The organism is Pseudomonas sp. OG7 (assembly GCF_014192825.1).
Classification (GTDB): domain Bacteria; phylum Pseudomonadota; class Gammaproteobacteria; order Pseudomonadales; family Pseudomonadaceae; genus Aquipseudomonas; species Aquipseudomonas monteilii.
In genome coordinates, this window is the sequence record NZ_JACHYK010000003.1 from 62,127 (window position 1) to 80,692 (window position 18,566).

Genomic DNA, 18,566 nt, shown 5'->3' on the forward strand with positions numbered 1-18,566 from the left:
CTTGAAAAGTCGGTCTCGGCTCAGGCCGATGCCAGCACCAGCTGCAGGTATCGGGTAAGCATAGCGAGCATCTGCCCATCGGCTTGCGCATTCGCATCCTTGAGCAGGCCCTGATATTCCATCTGCTCGATAATCGCCGTCAACATTTGGGCGTCCTGTTCCGGTTGCCGCGAGCCTACCACTTGCAGCAATTGCCGGGTCCCGTGCAACAGGATCTGCTCATGGGCGCGCACCAGCTCGGCCAGGCGTGGGCACAGCAATGCCTCCTGGCGGAAGGCCTGTTCGGCCATCAGGAAGTCGCGCCGGGTCAACAGTTGCCGCTGTACGTAGTCGGCCGTCATGCGGGCCACATCGTCAGCCAGCCGCGCCCGTGCCTGCGGGCTGCCGTCGCCCTGGGCCAGCAACTGGCGCAACACGACCTCGGTGTTGGCCCACAGCTTGGCCATGTAGGCCGCGCTGCGCTCGACGTACTGAGCGAAGGTGTCGGTGAGCAGGTCTTCGATGTCCTTGAAGTAGTAGGTGGTGGCCGACAGCGGCACACCGGCCTCGGCGGCCACGGCACGGTGGCGCACACCACGCACGCCATCGCGCACGACTATGCGCATGGCGGCGTCGAGGATCAGCTGGCGGCGCTGCTCGCTGCCTTGGCGGGCAGTCTTGCGGCCTTGGTATTGCACGCTTTCGGCGACGGCGGTGGCGATGCCGGCGGCGCCTTGGTCAGGCATGGCGGGTGTCACAGGGGTTACCTCATGGGCCAGTACAGACAACATAAAGCTTCAGGCAAGAAAAAGCCGCCTCGAAAGGCGGCTCGTTCACATCACTCAGGCCTGCGGACGCATGTGCGGGAACAGGATCACGTCGCGGATCGACGGCGAGTTGGTCAGCAGCATCACCAGGCGGTCGATGCCAATGCCTTCACCGGCGGTCGGCGGCATGCCGTACTCCAGGGCACGCACGAAGTCGGCGTCGTAGTGCATGGCTTCGTCGTCACCGGCGTCCTTCTCGGCCACCTGGGCCAGGAAGCGCTCGGCCTGGTCTTCGGCATCGTTGAGCTCGGAGTAGGCGTTGGCGATTTCGCGGCCACCGATGAACAGCTCGAAGCGGTCGGTAACCGCCGGGTTGTCGTCGTTACGGCGGGCCAGCGGCGACACTTCGAACGGGTACTCGGTGATGAAGTGCGGCTGCTCCAGCTTGTGCTCGACCAGCTCTTCGAAAATCATCACCTGCAGCTTGCCCAGGCCTTCGTGGCCCAGCACCTTGGCACCGGCCTTCCTGGCGATGTCACGGGCGCGGTCGACGTCCTGCAGGTCGGCAGCGGTCAGCTCCGGGTTGTACTTGAGGATCGAGTCGAACACCGACAGGCGGGCGAACGGTTCGCCGAAGTGGAACACCTTGTCGCCGTACGGCACGTCGGTGCTGCCCAGCACCAGCAGCGCCAGCTCGCGGAACAGTTCCTCGGTGAGGTCCATGTTGTCGCGGTAGTCGGCGTAGGCCTGGTAGAACTCAAGCATGGTGAATTCTGGGTTGTGACGGGTCGAAACGCCTTCGTTACGGAAGTTGCGGTTGATCTCGAACACCTTCTCGAAGCCACCCACGACCAGGCGCTTGAGGTACAGCTCCGGCGCGATACGCAGGAACATGGCCATGTCCAGGGCGTTATGGTGGGTTTCGAACGGCTTGGCGGCGGCACCACCCGGGATGGTCTGCAGCATCGGGGTTTCCACTTCGAGGAAGTCACGCTCGATGAGGAACTTGCGGATGTGCGAAATCACCTGCGAACGCACACGGAAGGTGTGGCGGGTTTCTTCGTTGACCATCAGGTCGACGTAACGCTGGCGGTAGCGCTGTTCGGTGTCGGTGAGGCCGTGGTGCTTGTCGGGCAGCGGGCGCAGCGACTTGGTCAGCAGGCGTACGTTGGTCATTTCGACGTACAGGTCGCCCTTGCCGGAGCGGGCCAGGGTGCCTTCGGCGCTGATGATGTCGCCCAGGTCCCAGGTTTTGACGGCGGCCAGGGTTTCTTCTGGCAGGGTTTTGCGGTTGACGTAGACCTGGATGCGACCGGTCATGTCCTGGATCACCATGAACGAGCCACGGTTGAGCATGATACGGCCGGCTACCTTGACCGGGATCGCGGCTGCTTCCAGCTCTTCCTTGGTCTTGTCCGCGTACTGCTTCTGCAGGTCGTTGCAGTAGCTGTCGCGACGGAAGTCGTTGGGGAAGGCATTGCCCTTGGCACGCTCGGCGGCAAGTTTTTCCTTGCGCAGGGCGATCAAGGCGTTTTCTTCCTGTTGCAGGTCTTGCGATTCGGTCTTGAGGTCGCTCATGTCGTCATTCTTTCCATCAGGTGTTCGTTGCCCTTTTCGGGCAGGGCACGCGACACCGGCAGTTGCCAGGTATCGCGGCAGTGGTGTGCGGCTTACAGCCCTTGCTTGAGGCTCGCTTCCAGGTACTGGTCGAGGTCGCCGTCCAGCACCTTCTGGCAATCGCTGCGCTCGACGCCGGTACGCAAGTCCTTGATGCGCGAGTCATCCAGCACGTACGAGCGGATCTGGTGGCCCCAGCCGATGTCCGACTTGCTGTCTTCCAGCGCCTGCGAGGCGGCGTTGCGTTTCTGCATTTCCAGCTCGTACAACTTGGCCCGCAGCATTTTCATGGCGGTGTCCTTGTTGGCGTGCTGGGAACGTTCGTTCTGGCAGGCCACCACGGTGTTGGTCGGTACGTGGGTGATACGTACGGCCGAGTCGGTGGTGTTAACGTGCTGACCACCGGCACCGGAGGAGCGGTAGGTGTCGATGCGCAGGTCGGACGGGTTGATCTCGATCTCGACCTTGTCGTCGATTTCGGGCGACACGAACACTGCCGAGAACGAGGTGTGACGACGGGCACCGGAGTCGAACGGGCTCTTGCGCACCAGACGGTGCACGCCGATTTCAGTCCGCAGCCAGCCGAAGGCGTATTCACCCTTGATGTGCACGGTCGCGCCTTTGATACCGGCGACTTCGCCTTCGGAGAGCTCGATGATGGTGGCGTCGAAACCACGCTTGTCGGCCCAACGCAGGTACATGCGCAGCAGGATGTTGGCCCAGTCCTGCGCTTCGGTACCACCGGACCCGGCCTGGATGTCCAGGTAGGCGTTGTTCATGTCCATCTCGCCGCTGAACATGCGACGGAACTCAAGCTGGGCCAGGTTTTCTTCCAGGCCTTCCAGCTCGGTCACGACGTCGCTGACGGCGCCTTCGTCATTTTCCTCGACGGCCATGTCGAGCAGGTCCTGGCAGTCGCCCAGGCCGTTGGACAGTTTGTCCAGGGTCTCGACGACCTGGGCCAGCATGGCACGCTCACGGCCCAGGGCCTGGGCGTACTCGGGTTTGTTCCAGACGTTGGGGTCTTCCAGCTCGCGGTTGACTTCGATCAGGCGGTCATGCTTGTGATCGTAGTCAAAGATACCCCCGAATTGACTGGGAACGCTCGGTGAGGTCCTTGATGGTGTTCAGGATCGGTTGGATTTCCATGGGCTGGCTACTCGTGCGAATTCGGTGAAAAGCCCGCGAGTATAACCGAGTCCGCCGCACGGCGGCAGACCCGCCGGGCAGTCAGCACACGCGAAAAGACCAACAAAAAACCCATGTCAGGCGATGCCGACCTGGTTACGGCCGCCATTCTTGGCCAGGTACAGGCCTTTGTCCGCCGCAGAAATCAACTGCCGGCAATGGCTGCCGACGGCCGGGGTCTGGGTGGCCAGGCCAATGCTCACGGTCAGGTACGAGTCGGCCACTGGCGCGGTATGCGGGATGCCCAGCCCCAATACGGTCTGGCGCAGCTTCTCGGCCACCAGGCGTGCCCCACCAGGCGAGGTGTTGGGCAGTACCAGGGCAAACTCCTCGCCGCCATAACGTGCCGGCAGGTCGGTGGGCCGCGAACACGAAGCCCGAATGGCTTCGGCGACCTGGCGCAACGCCTCGTCGCCGGCCAGGTGACCAAAGCTGTCGTTATAGGCCTTGAAGTAGTCGACGTCGATCATCAGCAACGACAACTGCTGTTGTTCACGCATCGCCCGGCGCCACTCCAGCTCCAGGTACTCGTCGAAGTGGCGGCGGTTGGACAGCCCGGTCAGGCCATCGGAGTTCATCAGACGCTGCAGCATCAGGTTGGAATCGAGCAACTGCTGCTGGCTGACGCGCAGGGCACGGTAGGCCTCGTCGCGTTGCAGCAGGGTGAGGTACGAGCGCGAGTGGTAGCGGATACGCGCCACCAGCTCGATGGTGTCGGGCAACTTGACCAGGTAATCGTTGGCACCGGCGGCAAAGGCCGCGCTCTTGACCAGCGGGTCTTCCTTGGTCGACAGAACGATGATCGGGATGTCCTGGGTCGCCGGGTTATTACGGTATTCGCGCACCAGGGTCAAGCCGTCCAGGCCAGGCATGATCAGGTCCTGAAGGATGACCGTGGGTTTGATGCGCATGGCCTGGGTCACCGCCTGGTGCGGGTCGGCGCAGAAGTGGAAGTCGATGTTGTCTTCATTGGCCAGGCCACGCCGCACCGCTTCGCCGATCATGGCCTGGTCGTCGACCAGCAGCACCATCGCCGAGTTTTCGTTGGGGGTCACGAAACCTTCGATCGGTAAATCATTCATACCTGTTCACCCGATCACGACCGGTCTGGCGGCGTGATTCAATACATTTCGTCATTTTGCGAAAAATTCCATCAAGCGCCCGGCGATGCGTTCCAGCGGGCGGATTTCCACGGCGGCATCGATGGCCGCAGCGGCCTTGGGCATGCCGTACACTGCACTGCTGGCCTGGTCCTGGGCAATGGTCAGAAAACCCTGCTGACGCATCAGTTTCAGGCCTTGGGCGCCGTCGCGCCCCATGCCGGTAAGCAGCACACCCACCGCATCGCCATTCCAGTAACGTGCCACGCTCTCGAAGAACACATCGATCGAGGGCCGGTAGATTTCATTGACAGGTTCGGCAGTGTAGGCCAGTTGGCCGTTCTGTAGCAGCCGAATGTGGTGGTTGGTACCGGCCAGCAACACCTGCCCGGGCTGCGGTGGTTCGCCTTCACGGGCCAGGCGCACCGGCAGGCCCGCTGCGCTGCTGAGCCATTCGGCCATGCCGGCGGCAAACACCTGGTCCACATGCTGGACCAGCACGATGGCCGCCGGAAACGCGGCCGGCAAGCCCTTGAGCAGTACTTCAAGCGCTGCCGGGCCACCCGCCGACGAGCCGATCGCCACCAGCCCGCGACGTTGGGAAGCCTCGCGCAGCGGTGTCGCCACCGGCCTTGCTGCCGGGGCTCGCTGCTGGCCGACCAGCCAGCCGATATTGAGAATTTTGCGCAGCAGTGGTGCGGCCGCTTCACGGGCATCACCAGCCCCCAGCGCCGGCGTATCGACCACGTCGAGGGCGCCATGGCCCATGGCCTCGAACACCCGATGCACGTTCTGTTTGCGATCGACCGTGACGATGACGATGGCGCACGGGGTTTCGGCCATGATCCGCCGGGTGGCCTCCACGCCGTCCATGACCGGCATGATCAGGTCCATGAGGATCAGGTCCGGCAACTGTTCGGTGCAACGCTGCACCGCTTCGGCGCCATTGCTGGCTACCCACACCACCTGGTGCGCGGGCTCGAAGGCGACCGCGCGACGCAGCGCCTCGACGGCGATGGGCATGTCATTGACGATGGCGATCTTCATCCCTGAGCACCTCCGATCAGCTCCACCACAGCATCCAGCAACGCATCGTCGTGGAAACTGGCCTTTGCCAAATAGTAGTCAGCGCCGGCATCCAGGCCGCGCCGTCGGTCTTCCTCACGGTCTTTGTAGGACACCACCATCACGGGCAGCGATTGCAGGCGCTGATCGCGGCGCACCAGGGTCACCAGTTCGATACCGTCCATGCGCGGCATGTCGATGTCGGTGATCAGCAAGTCGAAGTCCTCGCCGCGCAGGGCGTTCCAGCCGTCCATGCCATCCACCGCCACCGCCACGTCGTAGCCACGGTTACCCAGCAGCTTGCGCTGCAGTTCGCGCACGGTCAGCGAGTCATCGACTACCAGCACCCGCTTGCGGGTCACGCCACGAACGCCACTGCTGCCGCGCTCGATGCGTTCCAGGCTGCCGGTGCTGAGCAGTTTTTCCACCGAGCGCAGCAAGTCTTCGACATCGACGATCAGTACCACCGAGCCATCATCCAGCAAGGCGCCGGAGGAAATGTCCTGCACCTTGCCCAGCCGGGGGTCGAGAGGCATCACCACCAACACACGCTCGCCCACCAGCCGCTCCACGGCCACGCCGTAGAGTTGCTCGCGCTCACGGATTACCACCACCCGCAGGCTGGCTTCGTCACTTTGCCTGGCTGGACGGTTGAGCAACTGGCTGGCCGCCACCAGGCCAATGTGCCGGCCTTCGTGCCAGAAGTGCTGACGGCCTTCGATCTGAACGATCTGTTCAGCGGTCACTTCCAGCGTGCGTTCGATATGGGCCAGCGGGAAGGCGTAGGCTTCACCGCCCACCTCGACTACCAGGCTACGCACCACCGACAGGGTCAGCGGCACCTGCAAATGGAAGCGACAGCCCTGCCCCGCCACCTGCGTCAGCTCGATCGAGCCGCGCAGTTCGCGAACCATGTGCTGCACCGCATCCAGCCCCACGCCGCGCCCGGACACTTCGGTGACCTTGTCACGCAAGCTGAAACCGGGCAGGAACAGGAACGTCAGCAGCTCCGCATCGCTCATCCGCGCCACCGTGTCGGCAGGTGACAGGGCACGCTCGACGATGCTGCTGCGCAGGCGCTCCAAGTCGATGCCGGCACCATCGTCGATCAACTCCAGGCTGAGCATGCCGGCCTGGTGCGAAGCGCGCAGGCGGATCACACCCTCGTCTGGCTTGCCCGCCAGCAGCCGCCTTTCTGGCAGTTCGATACCGTGGTCGACGGCATTGCGTAACAGGTGAGTCAGGGGCGCTTCGAGCTTTTCCAGCACATCGCGGTCGACCTGGGTCTTCTCGCCGTCCACCACCAGTCGCACCGGTTTACCCAGCGAGCGCCCAAGGTCACGCACCATACGGCTTTGCCCGGTCAACACGTCGGCGAACGGGCGCATCCGGCAGGCCAGGGCGGTGTCGTAGAGCAACTGCGCACGCTGGCTGGCTTGCCAGCCGAACTCGTCCAGGTCAGCCGCCTGCTGCTGCAGGATTTGCTGGGTTTCCGCCAGCAGCCGCTGGGTTTGCGCCAGGGCTTCGAGCACCTCGTTGCTTTGGCCACTGTCCTCCAGTTGCAAGCGCAGGCCGTCAAGCGCCTGCATGCCCTGACCGTGCATGCGTTTGAGGCGCTGCAAAGTGGCCAGGTACGGCTTGAGCCGCTGGGTTTCCACGAGCGACTTGCTGGACAGGTCGAGCAGGCTGTTAAGGCGGTCGGCGGTGACACGCAGTACCCGCTCGGCACCTTCGCCAACGCGCTTGCCGGGTTTGCGCCGCAGGGCAGGCTCGGGCTCCGGCTCGGGTTCAGCCGGGTCCACTGGCACTACCGCCGGTTCAGACGGCAAGGTTGCCACCAGCGGTTCCGCTTGCAGGGGGGCCGCCAGCGGCACCGCAGGCACGGTTGCAGCGCCAGGGTCGAGCAAGCTGGCCATTTGCGCAAGAAATACCGGCAAGGTCGCCTGCGCCACGGCATCGCCTGGTGTGGCGATGCGCATCAGCAAGTCGGTCCCCTGCAACAGCGCGTCGATGTGCTCGGCGCTCAACCGCAAGCGACCCTCCTGGGCGGCTACCAGGCAATCTTCCATGACGTGGGCGACACTCACGCCGGCATCCACCCCGACGATACGCGCGGCCCCCTTCAGCGAATGGGCGGCGCGCATGCAGGCCTCAAGCTGGTCGGCCTGGGTGGGGTTGCGCTCCAGCGCCATCAGGCCGGCGCTGAGCACCTGGGTTTGCGCCTCGGCCTCCAGGCTGAACAGCTCGAGCAACGATGCATCGCGCATTTGCTCTGGGGTCATGACAGGCTCCGCTGCACGGCAGACAGTAAGTGTTGATCGTCCAGCACTCGCACGCTACGGCCGCGCCACTGCAGCACTGCGGCAGTGAAGCGCGTGGCGTCCTGGCCACTGTCCAGCAGCAGCGGGTCGAGCCGGTGAATACCGTCGATTTCCTCTACGGCCATTACCACAGGGCCACCTTCGGCAGCCAGAATCAGCATGCGTGGCATCACCCTGCCGCTACGTTGCTCGGCGGTGCCGGCTTGTACGCCCAGCAAATCGGCCAGTGACAGGCACGGCACCAGGGCACCGCGAACATTGGCAACCCCCTGCAACACCCGCGAGCGCTGGTGCGGCAGCGAATGCACAGCCTGCAATGGGGCGATTTCGGCCAGGCTGGCGGTGGCCAGTGCCAACCACTCTTCGCCCAGACGGAACAACAGCATGGAACGGCCAGTGTTTTCCTCGACCGGCTGCGCCGCCGCGGCCTGGTGGTCCTGCATCAGTGCGTAGCGGTCAAGCAGGCGTGTGGCCGCTGCCGCATACACGTCGCAATTGCGACAGTGAACATGACGTTCCAACAGTGGGCATTGCTTGTCGCCGTGCACACCAATACGGTTCCAGCAATCGTCGATGTGCGCGTCGTCTTCGGCGAGTAGCTGCATCGCAGAGTCACCCTTCATCGTTCAGGCTCCCGGCCAACCCGCGCTGCACGCTCCTGCAGGCGTCGGGCACCGGCCTGGTCGCCCTGGGCCGCCAGCAAGGCCGCCAGGTGCACCAGCGCCTCAGGGTGTTGCGGCTCAAGGTACAGCGCCTTGCGGTAGTGGGTCAGTGCCTGTTGCGCATCGCCGTCGGTATCACTGAGCAACCCCAGCCAGTAGTAAACCTGTGCCGACGGCGCGTACTGGCCCAGGTAGCGCTGGCATTCGGCACGCGCCTGTTCGCTGGCGCCAGCATTGGCAAGCCGGGCGATACTGGCCAGCAGTTCGTTTGCGTCCTCGCGTTTGGGTTCGCGGGCCGGCGCGGGTCTAGCGACCACCGGTACTGCCCGTAACGGACGCGGCAATGGCGCGACGGAGGGTGGATAACCCACCGAGGCCTGCGGTAGCACGGTACGCCGTGCAGGTTGTGCCGGGGCCACGACCTGTGGGGCGCTACTGCCTTGTTGGCGCACGTAGGCGAACGATTGGGCAATGCCCAGCGGGCGCATCCCCATCCGCGCCAGCAAGCTGCCTTCGGCCGGGCCGATGAACAACACACCCTGGGGATGCAGCAGACGCTTGAGCACTTCGAACACACGCTGCTGGGTCGCCACGTCAAAGTAGATCAACAGATTGCGGCAGAACACGAAGTCGTACAGGCCATCGCGGGTGGCCAACGCCGGGTCGAGCACATTGCCCACTTGCAGGCTCACTTGCTGCTGCACCCGATCATGCAGGCGATGGCCTTCGTCGAGGGCATCGAAGTAGCGCTCGCGAAAGCCCAGGTCGCTGCCCCGGAAGGCGTTGCGCCCGTATACGGCCTTCCCGGCCTTGGCCACCGAATTGGGGCTGATGTCCATGCCGTCGATCAGGAACGCCCCCGGCGCGATGCCGGCGTCGAGCAGGGCCATGGCCAGGGAATAGGGCTCCTCGCCTGTCGAGCATGGCAGGCTGAGCAGGCGCAGTGGCCGTGCCCCGGCCAATTCGGCCAGGCGCTTGTGTGCCAGGCTGGCCAGGGCTGTGAAGGATTCCGGGTAGCGGAAGAACCAGGTTTCCGGGACGATCACCGCTTCGATCAACGCCTGTTGTTCATCGGCCGACTGCTGCAGGCGCAGCCAGTAATCATCCAGGTCGATGGCGTTCATGGCCACGCAACGCTGGCGCAGCGCGCGCTCGACCATGGGCGCACCCACCGATTCGACATCCAGGCCAATGCGCTCGCGCAAGAAACGGAAGAAACGTTCGTTCATGTCGGCATCCCTGTCGGCTCAACCGTGTACAGCAGTTGGTGCACGGCATCTGGCAACAGATCGTTGACCTCGATGCGTTGCAGCAGGCCTTGGTCATCCTGGCGTACAGGCCCCAGGTAAGGGGCTTCGCCGCTGTCCACACCATAGGGCTGGAACTCGTCGGGGTGGCAGCGCAACGTCTCGGTGGCCTGCTCCAGGATCAGCCCCAGTTGCAGGCCACCCCGATAATGCACCAACACCAGACGGGTACTGGTGCGGTGTGCCGCTGGCTGGCCAAAACTCAGCGCAGCAAGGTCGATCACCGGTACCAATTGCCCACGATGGGAAAGGATTCCCGCGACCCAGCCTGGCGCCTGGGCTATCGGTTTGAGCGGCTGGCGCGGCAACACCTCGATGACCTCGTGCACGCTCAGGGCAAAACGCTGTTCCCCGATACGAAACTGCAGGTACAGCGCCCCTTTGGCGTTGTCCGCCCGTGCGGCGTGCGGTTGCAAGTGGTTCATCGCGGTCAGACTTTGAAGCGCGACACGCCGCCACGCAGGCCGGCGGCCACCTGGCTCAGCTCATCGATGGCAAAACTGGCCTGGCGCAGCGACTCGACAGTCTGGGTGCTGGCATCGCTGAGCTGGGCCAGCGCCTGGTTGATCTGCTCGGCACCGGTCGCCTGGGCCTGCATGCCTTCGTTGACCATCAGCACACGCGGCGCCAAAGCCTGCACCTGGTGAATGATCTGGCTGAGCTGCTCGCCCACCTGTTGCACCTCGAACATGCCGCGGCGCACCTCTTCGGAGAACTTGTCCATGCCCATGACCCCGGCCGATACCGCCGACTGGATCTCGCGCACCATCTGCTCGATGTCGTAGGTGGCCACGGCGGTCTGGTCGGCCAGGCGGCGCACTTCAGTGGCCACCACGGCAAAGCCACGGCCGTACTCGCCGGCTTTTTCCGCTTCGATGGCAGCGTTGAGCGACAGCAGGTTGGTCTGGTCGGCGACCTTGACGATGGTCACCACCATCTGGGTAATGTTGCTGGCCTTTTCATTGAGGATGCCGAGCTTGGCATTGACCAGGTCGGCAGCGCCCATCACCTGGTGCATGGTCTCCTCCATGCGCGCCAGGCCCTGCTGGCCGGAGCCTGCAAGGCTGGAAGCCTGGTCGGCAGCCGAGGTGACTTCGGTCATGGTGCGCACCAGGTCACGCGAGGTGGCGGCAATCTCCCGCGAGGTAGCGCCAATTTCCGTGGTGGTGGCGGCCGTCTCGGTAGCGGTGGCCTGCTGTTGTTTGGATGTAGCGGCGATTTCAGTGACCGAAGTGGTTACCTGCACCGACGAGCGCTGGGCCTGGGCCACCAGGTTGGCCAGTGCCTCGGCCATTTCGTTGAAACCGCTTTCGATGGCGCCGAACTCGTCTTTGCGGTCCAGGCTCAGGCGCATGCTCAGGTCGCCGGAGCGCAGCTTGTCGAGGGCATGGACGATGCGCTGCATGGGGGCGGTGATGGCACGCATCAGCAACAGGCCGCAAATGCCGGCGGCGACGATTGCCAGCAGCAGCGAAACCACCATGCTGCCTTTGGCCGTGCTCACGGCGCTGACGATTTCGTTGGTGGCCGCGTCGGCAGAAGCCCGGTTGTTCTCGATCACTTCATTCAGGTGCTTGCGCCCGTCCACCCAGGCAGGGGTGAGTACATCGGTAATCAGTCGCTGGGCTTCGTCGTAATTGTGCTGGCGATAAGCATCCAGTACCTGGCCTATCAGCTTCATGTAGGTCTCTTCGAGCTGAACGAAGGCATCGAAGCGGGTCTGGTCGTCTTTTTCTTGAATGGTGGCCTGGTAGCTGGCCATGTGTTGCTTGAGCCTGTCTTCAAAGCTTTTGAACAGCTCCATGTCGGCCGAAGTGATTTCGCGGTGGTTGGACAGGCCCACCAGTTGCTGGCTGGTGACATAGCTGTCGACCCAGGCACTGCGGATCATCGAGCTGTAGTAGACCCCGGGAATGCTGTCGGTCCCCACCGCCTCTTCGGCGGTTTCGATGGCGACCAACCGCGAGTAGGCGGCCACGATCATCAGCAGCATGATGGCGATGATCACGGCGAAACTTGCCAGGATCCGTTGGCGCAAGGTCCAGTTCTTCACATTCAGCCCTCAGGAATTCACAACGAGCGGGAAAATCGCCGAAGTATAGCCCAGAGGCCTTACAGATTTGCGGGTGAAATGAGGGGTAAACAGGCATCCCTACTGATGGACATGCCACTGGGGCTGCTTTGCAGCCCCAGTGCGCTCAATCACTGGCCTGCGGCTATCCGTGCCTGGCTCTCCAGCTCCTGGCGCAGCGCCGGGTCCAGGCGCAGTTGGCGGGCCAGTTCATCCAGGTAGGCACGCTCCATGAAGTTTTCCTGATCGACCATCAACACGCTGGCCAGGTACATCTCGGCCGCCATCTCTGGCGTTTGCGCAGCGCGGGCCACTTCGGCCGGGTCCAGCGGTTTGTTCAGTTCGGCATGCAGCCAGTGCTGCAGTTCGCGGTCGCTGTCCAGGCGGGTGAATTCACCTTCGATCAGCGCCCGCTCGCGCTCGTCGATGTGGCCATCGGACTTGGCCGCCGCCACCAGCGCCCGCAGCACGGCCTGGCTGTGCTGCTCGGCCTGGGCGGGCGGCAGGCGGTCGACGGTTTGCGGTTCGGCTGCGGCCACCCGCTGGTTGGCCTGCCAGTTGCCGTAGGCTTTATAGGCCAGCACCCCCAGCGCGGCCAGGCCACCGTAGGTCAGGGCCTTGCCGCCGTACTTGCGGGCCTTCTTGCTACCCAGCAGCAGGCCCAGTGCCCCGCCACCCAACAGGCCGCCACCGGCTCCGGACAACAGCCCGCCAAGCCCACCGGCAGCGCCGCCAGCCTTGCTGGCGCCCCCTTGCTTTTCGAGCAGTTGCTGGCCGGATTTGAGGAGTTGATCAAGCAAGCCCCGGGTGTTCATTCGCGTGTCTCCACGTAAGGAAATTCAATCGCCAGAGTAAGGCTTGGCGCAGTACACGCCATCGTGGATTTGCTTCGGGATGTTGCATTGGCTGGCAAAAAGCCAACTAGACTCGATATCGCCAATACCTCGCGCAACCGCACTACGCTTATAACAATTGCTTCACGGCTTGCTTGATGACTGCCCCGACCAAGATCTCCAAGAAGAGGGAACACCATGTCAGTGCACAAGACCGCATTGCTCGGCGCCATGACGGGCGCCGTGCTGGCCAGCGCCAGCCTGCAGGCTGCCGAACCGCCCAAGGCCCTGGGGCCTGGCGAGGGGCGCCTGGATATCGTCGCCTGGCCCGGCTACATCGAGCGCGGTGAAAGCGACAAAGCCTACGACTGGGTGACCGGTTTCGAGAAGGAAACCGGCTGCAAGGTCAGCGTGAAAACGGCCGCCACCTCGGACGAAATGGTCAGCCTGATGACCAAGGGCGGCTACGACCTGGTCACTGCCTCGGGCGATGCTTCGCTGCGGCTGATCGTGGGCAAACGCGTGCAACCGATCAACACCGCACTGATCCCCAACTGGAAAAACCTCGACCCTCGCTTGCAGAACGGTGGCTGGTACGTGGTCGACAAGCAGGTTTATGGCACCCCGTACCAGTGGGGGCCGAACGTGCTGCTGTACAACACCAATACTTTCAAGCAGCCCCCCACCAGCTGGGGCGTGGTGTTCGAGCCGCAGAACCTGCCCGACGGCAAGCCGAACAAAGGCCGCGTGCAGGCCTACGACGGGCCGATCTACATCGCCGACGCGGCGCTGTACCTGAAATCGGCCAAGCCGGAGCTGGGCATCAAGGACCCGTACGAGCTGAACGAGGCACAGTACAAGGCCGTGCTCGAGCTGCTGCGCCAGCAGCAACCGCTGATCCACCGTTACTGGCATGACGCCACAGTACAGATGAGCGATGTGAAGAACGAAGGCGTGGTTGCCTCCAGCTCCTGGGGCTACATGGTCAATGGCCTTAAGGCCGAGAACCAGCCAGTAGCCTCGACCATTCCCAAGGAAGGTGCGACCGGCTGGGCCGACACCACCATGCTGCACAGCGAGGCCAAGCACCCCAACTGCGCCTATAAATGGATGGACTGGTCGCTGCAGCCGAAGGTGCAGGGTGACGTGGCGGCCTGGTTCGGCTCGTTGCCGGCGGTACCGGCAGCGTGTACCGGTAGCGAGCTGCTGGGCGCCGAGGGATGCAAGACCAACGGGTTCGACAACTTCGACAAGATCGCCTTCTGGAAAACCCCGCAGGCCCAGGGGGGCAAGTTCGTGCCTTATAGCCGCTGGACCCAGGATTACATTGCGATCATGGGTGGTCGCTGAGGTTGCCTGAATGCCTGTACTGGCCTCTTCGCGGGCAAGCCCGCGAAGAGGCCAGTACAGGAGAAACATTGATGTCCGGAGCCCACGCATGCCCCTAGCCGTCCAGTTCACCCAGGTTTCCCGCACCTTCGGCGAGGTCAAGGCCGTCGACCAGGTCAGTATCGACATCATCGATGGGGAGTTCTTCTCCATGCTCGGCCCTTCCGGCTCGGGCAAGACCACCTGCCTGCGCCTGATCGCCGGCTTTGAACAACCCACCAGCGGCTCGATCCGTATCCACGGTGTCGAGGCCGCTGGCGTGCCGCCCTATCAGCGTGACGTCAACACCGTGTTCCAGGACTACGCCCTGTTCCCGCACATGAACGTGCTGGACAACATCGCCTATGGCCTGAAGGTAAAAGGCGTGGCCAAGGCCGAACGCCACAAACGCGCCGAAGAGGCTCTGGCCATGGTGGCCCTGGCCGGTTACGGCGCACGCAAGCCGGCGCAGCTGTCCGGCGGCCAGCGCCAGCGCGTGGCTTTGGCCCGGGCACTGGTCAACCGGCCGCGGGTGCTGCTACTGGACGAGCCGCTGGGCGCGCTGGACCTGAAGTTGCGCGAGCAGATGCAGGGCGAGCTGAAAAAGCTGCAGCGCCAATTGGGCATCACCTTCATCTTCGTCACCCACGACCAGACCGAAGCGCTGTCGATGTCCGACCGGGTTGCGGTGTTCAACCGCGGCCGCATCGAACAGGTCGACACACCGCGCAACCTGTACATGAAGCCTGCCACCACGTTCGTTGCCGAGTTCGTCGGCACCTCCAACGTGGTGCGTGGCGAGCTGGCCATGGCGCTTAACGGCAGCTCGGCCCCCTTCTCCATCCGCCCCGAGCACATCCGCCTGGGCGACCCTGTGGTGACCAGCCATGAGGTGCAGGTCAACGGCGTACTGCGCGATGTCCAGTACCAAGGCAGCGCCACTCGCTATGAGTTGCAACTGGACAACGGCCAACTGCTGGCAGTCAGCCAGGCCAACGACCGTTGGCAAGCACAGGGCCAGGCCTGGCAGCCCGGGCAACAGGTACTGGCGCACTGGCCCCGCGAGGCCATGACGGTGCTGCAGGAAACCGAGGCCCGCTGACATGAGTGCACTGCGTAGCCTGTCCAACCTGCTGTACCGGCGCCCCAACCTGTACCTGGCGCTGCTGCTGGTACCGCCGCTGACCTGGTTTGGCGCGATCTACCTGGGCTCATTGCTGAACCTGCTGTGGCAGGGCTTCTATACCTTTGACGACTTCACCATGGCGGTGACCCCGGACCTCACCCTGGGCAACTTCGCCGCGCTGTTCAACCCGTCGAACTTCGACATCATCCTGCGCACCCTGGGCATGGCCGTGGCCGTGTCGTTGGCCAGCGCGGTGCTGGCCTTCCCCATCGCCTACTACATGGCGCGCTACACCAGCGGCAAGACCAAGGCGTTTTTCTACATCGCGGTGATGATGCCGATGTGGGCCAGCTACATCGTCAAGACCTATGCCTGGACCTTGCTGCTGGCCAAGGGCGGCGTGGCGCAGTGGTTTGTCCAGCAGCTGCACCTGGACGGGCTGCTGCAAGCGGTGCTGGCCGTGCCGGGTGTGGGCGGAAGCACGCTGTCGACGTCGCACCTGGGGCGCTTCATGGTGTTCGTGTACATCTGGCTGCCGTTCATGATCCTGCCGATCCAGGCCTCGCTGGAGCGCCTGCCGCCTTCACTGCTGCAAGCCTCGGCAGACCTCGGCGCACGGCCTGGGCAAACCTTCGTCCAGGTGATCTTGCCGCTGTCGATTCCGGGCATTGCGGCCGGCTCGATCTTCACGTTCTCGCTCACCCTGGGCGACTTCATCGTGCCGCAACTGGTCGGCCCGCCCGGCTACTTCATCGGCAGCATGGTCTATGCCCAGCAAGGGGCGATCGGCAACATGCCGATGGCCGCCGCGTTCACCCTGGTGCCGATCGTGCTGATTGCGGTGTACCTGTCCATCGTCAAGCGCCTGGGGGCCTTCGATGCACTCTGAAAATGCGTCAACGGGGCTGCGCCTGGCGGCCTGGGGCGGGTTGCTGTTTTTGCATTTTCCGATCCTGATCATCTTCCTGTATGCGTTCAACACCGAAGACGCGGCATTCAGCTTCCCGCCCAAGGGCTTTACCCTGAAGTGGTTCGCCGTGGCCTTCGCCCGGCCCGATGTGCTGGAGGCGATCAAGCTGTCGCTGCAGGTGGCCTGCATGGCCACGCTGATCGCCCTGGTGCTCGGCACCTTGGCCTCGGCGGCGCTGTACCGGCGCAGCTTTTTCGGCAAGGAAAGCATTTCGCTGATGCTCATCCTGCCCATCGCCCTACCCGGCATCATTACCGGTATCGCCCTGCTCTCGGCGTTCAAGACGCTGGGCATAGAGCCCGGTGTATTCACCATCGTGGTCGGCCACGCCACGTTCTGCGTGGTCATCGTCTACAACAACGTGATCGCCCGCCTGCGGCGCACCTCGCAAAGCCTGATCGAAGCCTCGATGGACCTGGGTGCCGATGGCTGGCAAACCTTCCGCTACATCATCCTGCCCAACCTCGGCTCGGCGCTGCTGGCCGGTGGCATGCTGGCCTTTGCCCTGTCGTTCGATGAAATCATCGTCACCACCTTCACCGCCGGCCACGAGCGCACGCTGCCGATCTGGTTGCTCAACCAGCTCAGCCGCCCGCGCGACGTGCCGGTGACCAACGTGGTCGCCATGCTGGTGATGCTGGTGACCATGCTGCCGATCCTTGGCGCCTATTACCTGACCCGTGGCGGCGAAAGCGTCGCGGGCAGTGGCAAATGACCCTGGAGGAGTTCCCGATGCAAACGCAGATGCTGATCAATGGCCGGCTGGTCGCAGGCGAAGGCCCGGCCTGGACCGTACTGAACCCGGCGCTGGGCACTGCGCTGGCGCAGATCAACGAAGCCACCGAAGCCCAGGTGGACAGCGCCGTGCGCGCCGCCGACCAGGCCTTCGACAGATGGTCGCAAACCAGCCCCAAGGACCGCTCGCAAGCCTTGCTGGCGCTGGCTGATGCCATCGAAGCCCATGGCGATGAACTGGCCCGGCTGGAATCGCAGAACTGCGGCAAGCCGCTGAGTGCCGCGTTGAATGACGAAATCCCCGCCATTGCCGACGTGTTCCGCTATTTTGCCGGTGCCGCGCGCTGCCTGGGCGGTTTGGCGGCCGGCGAGTACCTGCCGGGCCACACCTCGATGATCCGCCGCGACCCGCTGGGCGTGGTCGCTTCGATTGCCCCGTGGAACTACCCGTTGATGATGCTGGCCTGGAAGATCGCCCCCGCTCTGGCCGCTGGCAACACCGTGGTGATCAAGCCTTCCGAATTGACCCCACTGACCGCCCTGCGCCTGGGTGAGCTGTCTCAGGACCTGCTGCCACCGGGCGTACTGAACATCCTGTTCGGCCGCGGCCAGACGGTGGGCAACCCGCTGGTCAATCACCCCAAGGTGCGCATGGTGTCGCTGACCGGCTCGATCCCAACCGGCGCGCACATCATCAGCGCCACCGCCGACAGCGTGAAACGCATGCACATGGAACTGGGCGGCAAGGCCCCGGTGCTGGTGTTCGACGATGCCGACATCGACGCTGCTATCGACGGCATCCGCACCTTCGGCTTCTACAACGCCGGCCAGGACTGCACCGCCGCCTGCCGCCTGTATGTGCAAGACGGCATCTACGAGCGCTTTGTCGAGCGCCTGGGTGAAGCCGTCGCGAGCCTCAAACCTGGCCTGCAAGATGCCGAGGACACCGAACTGGGGCCACTGATCAGTGCCCAGCACCGCGACAAGGTAGCCGGCCTGGTACAGCGCGCCATCGCCCAGCCGCACATTCGCCTGGTGACGGGGGGTAAGGCGATCGATGGCGAGGGCTTCTTCTTCGAGCCGACCGTACTGGCCGATGCCCAGCAGGATGACGAGATCGTGCGCAACGAAGTGTTCGGCCCGGTGGTGTCGGTCACGCGCTTCACCGACGAAGCGCAGGCGCTGGCATGGGCCAACGACTCCAACTACGGCCTGGCCTCATCGGTATGGACCCGCGACACCGGCCGCGCCCATCGCCTGGCGGCGCGCTTGCAGTATGGCTGCACCTGGGTGAACACCCACTTCATGCTGGTGAGCGAAATGCCCCATGGCGGGCAGAAGCATTCGGGGTATGGGAAGGATATGTCGATGTATGGGCTGGAGGATTACACCTGTGTGCGGCATGTGATGATAAAGCACTAGCCCAGTATTGAATCTACCGGCCTCTTCGCGGGCTC

General features: G+C 63.9%; 16 protein-coding genes. 5 read left to right on the forward strand and 11 right to left on the reverse strand.

Annotation, left to right across the window (positions count from 1 at the left end; all coding sequences use genetic code 11):
* Positions 1 to 20: 20 nt before the first annotated feature.
* The 11 genes from FHW75_RS08425 to FHW75_RS08475 form a co-directional block, all read right to left on the reverse strand.
* The gene (locus tag FHW75_RS08425; RefSeq protein ID WP_016712971.1) at positions 21 to 725 is read right to left on the reverse strand and encodes a TetR/AcrR family transcriptional regulator; all 705 of its coding nucleotides are present in this window, start codon (positions 723 to 725) and stop codon (positions 21 to 23) included.
* Between the two features lie 96 nt (positions 726 to 821).
* Positions 822 to 2,324, reverse strand: coding sequence for a lysine--tRNA ligase (lysS, locus tag FHW75_RS08430; protein WP_019097638.1), 1,503 nt, complete (start codon positions 2,322 to 2,324; stop codon positions 822 to 824).
* A 92-nt stretch (positions 2,325 to 2,416) separates the two neighbouring features.
* Positions 2,417 to 3,512, reverse strand: a protein-coding gene (prfB, locus tag FHW75_RS08435; protein ID WP_097083287.1) for a peptide chain release factor 2 whose coding sequence is annotated in 2 segments (ribosomal slippage) — positions 2,417 to 3,439 and positions 3,441 to 3,512 — 1,095 coding nt in all. Because the reading frame shifts where the segments join, the coding sequence is not laid out codon by codon here.
* A 116-nt stretch (positions 3,513 to 3,628) separates the two neighbouring features.
* Positions 3,629 to 4,633, reverse strand: a complete 1,005-nt coding sequence (gene wspR / locus FHW75_RS08440; protein ID WP_019097639.1) for a Wsp signal transduction system regulator diguanylate cyclase WspR — start codon at positions 4,631 to 4,633, stop codon at positions 3,629 to 3,631.
* 51 nt (positions 4,634 to 4,684) lie between these two features.
* Entirely contained in the window at positions 4,685 to 5,698 is a 1,014-nt protein-coding gene (wspF, locus tag FHW75_RS08445; protein ID WP_019097640.1) for a Wsp signal transduction system protein-glutamate methylesterase WspF, read from the reverse strand.
* Complete coding sequence (locus FHW75_RS08450) at positions 5,695 to 7,998, reverse strand: hybrid sensor histidine kinase/response regulator (protein ID WP_019097641.1); 2,304 nt, start codon at positions 7,996 to 7,998, stop codon at positions 5,695 to 5,697. Before FHW75_RS08450 ends, wspF begins: the two co-directional genes overlap by 4 nt.
* Positions 7,995 to 8,660, reverse strand: a complete 666-nt coding sequence (locus tag FHW75_RS08455; protein ID WP_019097642.1) for a chemotaxis protein CheW — start codon at positions 8,658 to 8,660, stop codon at positions 7,995 to 7,997. The genes FHW75_RS08450 and FHW75_RS08455 overlap by 4 nt, the downstream gene beginning before the upstream one ends.
* On the reverse strand, positions 8,657 to 9,928 hold the full coding sequence (locus FHW75_RS08460) for a protein-glutamate O-methyltransferase CheR (protein WP_027609567.1): 1,272 nt from the start codon (positions 9,926 to 9,928) through the stop codon (positions 8,657 to 8,659). The genes FHW75_RS08455 and FHW75_RS08460 overlap by 4 nt, the downstream gene beginning before the upstream one ends.
* A complete protein-coding gene (locus tag FHW75_RS08465; protein ID WP_016712980.1) occupies positions 9,925 to 10,431 on the reverse strand; it encodes a chemotaxis protein CheW in 507 nt (168 codons plus the stop codon). The genes FHW75_RS08460 and FHW75_RS08465 overlap by 4 nt, the downstream gene beginning before the upstream one ends.
* Before the next feature lie 5 nt (positions 10,432 to 10,436).
* A complete protein-coding gene (locus FHW75_RS08470) occupies positions 10,437 to 12,059 on the reverse strand; it encodes a methyl-accepting chemotaxis protein (protein WP_016712981.1) in 1,623 nt (540 codons plus the stop codon).
* A 149-nt stretch (positions 12,060 to 12,208) separates the two neighbouring features.
* On the reverse strand, positions 12,209 to 12,892 hold the full coding sequence (locus FHW75_RS08475) for a tellurite resistance TerB family protein (protein ID WP_019097644.1): 684 nt from the start codon (positions 12,890 to 12,892) through the stop codon (positions 12,209 to 12,211).
* 216 nt (positions 12,893 to 13,108) lie between these two features.
* Between FHW75_RS08475 and ydcS the strand changes: the two genes are divergently transcribed.
* From ydcS to FHW75_RS08500, 5 genes are all read left to right on the forward strand, one after another.
* A complete protein-coding gene (ydcS, locus tag FHW75_RS08480; protein ID WP_016712983.1) occupies positions 13,109 to 14,260 on the forward strand; it encodes a putative ABC transporter substrate-binding protein YdcS in 1,152 nt (383 codons plus the stop codon).
* A gap of 88 nt (positions 14,261 to 14,348) precedes the next feature.
* Entirely contained in the window at positions 14,349 to 15,380 is a 1,032-nt protein-coding gene (locus FHW75_RS08485; protein ID WP_019097645.1) for an ABC transporter ATP-binding protein, read from the forward strand.
* 1 nt (position 15,381) lies between these two features.
* Positions 15,382 to 16,293, forward strand: coding sequence for an ABC transporter permease (locus FHW75_RS08490; protein ID WP_016712985.1), 912 nt, complete (start codon positions 15,382 to 15,384; stop codon positions 16,291 to 16,293).
* Positions 16,283 to 17,089 carry an ABC transporter permease gene (locus FHW75_RS08495; RefSeq protein WP_027615507.1) on the forward strand — a complete coding sequence of 269 codons (807 nt, stop codon included), beginning with the start codon at positions 16,283 to 16,285 and terminating at the stop codon, positions 17,087 to 17,089. The genes FHW75_RS08490 and FHW75_RS08495 overlap by 11 nt, the downstream gene beginning before the upstream one ends.
* Positions 17,090 to 17,106: 17 nt before the next feature.
* Positions 17,107 to 18,531 (forward strand): gamma-aminobutyraldehyde dehydrogenase, encoded by a 1,425-nt coding sequence (locus FHW75_RS08500; protein WP_027615506.1) that lies wholly within the window; start codon positions 17,107 to 17,109, stop codon positions 18,529 to 18,531.
* The last annotated feature ends 35 nt before the right edge of the window (positions 18,532 to 18,566 follow it).

Coding starts and splice junctions, on each gene's coding strand:
- FHW75_RS08475 (WP_019097644.1), bottom strand. CDS start 12,892: ATGAACACCCGGGGCTTGCTTGATCAACTCCTCAAATCCGGCCAGCAA.
- wspR (WP_019097639.1), bottom strand. CDS start 4,633: ATGAATGATTTACCGATCGAAGGTTTCGTGACCCCCAACGAAAACTCG.
- FHW75_RS08460 (WP_027609567.1), bottom strand. CDS start 9,928: ATGAACGAACGTTTCTTCCGTTTCTTGCGCGAGCGCATTGGCCTGGAT.
- ydcS (WP_016712983.1), top strand. CDS start 13,109: ATGTCAGTGCACAAGACCGCATTGCTCGGCGCCATGACGGGCGCCGTG.
- FHW75_RS08490 (WP_016712985.1), top strand. CDS start 15,382: ATGAGTGCACTGCGTAGCCTGTCCAACCTGCTGTACCGGCGCCCCAAC.
- FHW75_RS08465 (WP_016712980.1), bottom strand. CDS start 10,431: ATGAACCACTTGCAACCGCACGCCGCACGGGCGGACAACGCCAAAGGG.
- wspF (WP_019097640.1), bottom strand. CDS start 5,698: ATGAAGATCGCCATCGTCAATGACATGCCCATCGCCGTCGAGGCGCTG.
- FHW75_RS08425 (WP_016712971.1), bottom strand. CDS start 725: ATGCCTGACCAAGGCGCCGCCGGCATCGCCACCGCCGTCGCCGAAAGC.
- FHW75_RS08450 (WP_019097641.1), bottom strand. CDS start 7,998: ATGACCCCAGAGCAAATGCGCGATGCATCGTTGCTCGAGCTGTTCAGC.
- lysS (WP_019097638.1), bottom strand. CDS start 2,324: ATGAGCGACCTCAAGACCGAATCGCAAGACCTGCAACAGGAAGAAAAC.
- FHW75_RS08485 (WP_019097645.1), top strand. CDS start 14,349: ATGCCCCTAGCCGTCCAGTTCACCCAGGTTTCCCGCACCTTCGGCGAG.
- FHW75_RS08495 (WP_027615507.1), top strand. CDS start 16,283: ATGCACTCTGAAAATGCGTCAACGGGGCTGCGCCTGGCGGCCTGGGGC.
- FHW75_RS08455 (WP_019097642.1), bottom strand. CDS start 8,660: ATGAAGGGTGACTCTGCGATGCAGCTACTCGCCGAAGACGACGCGCAC.
- FHW75_RS08500 (WP_027615506.1), top strand. CDS start 17,107: ATGCAAACGCAGATGCTGATCAATGGCCGGCTGGTCGCAGGCGAAGGC.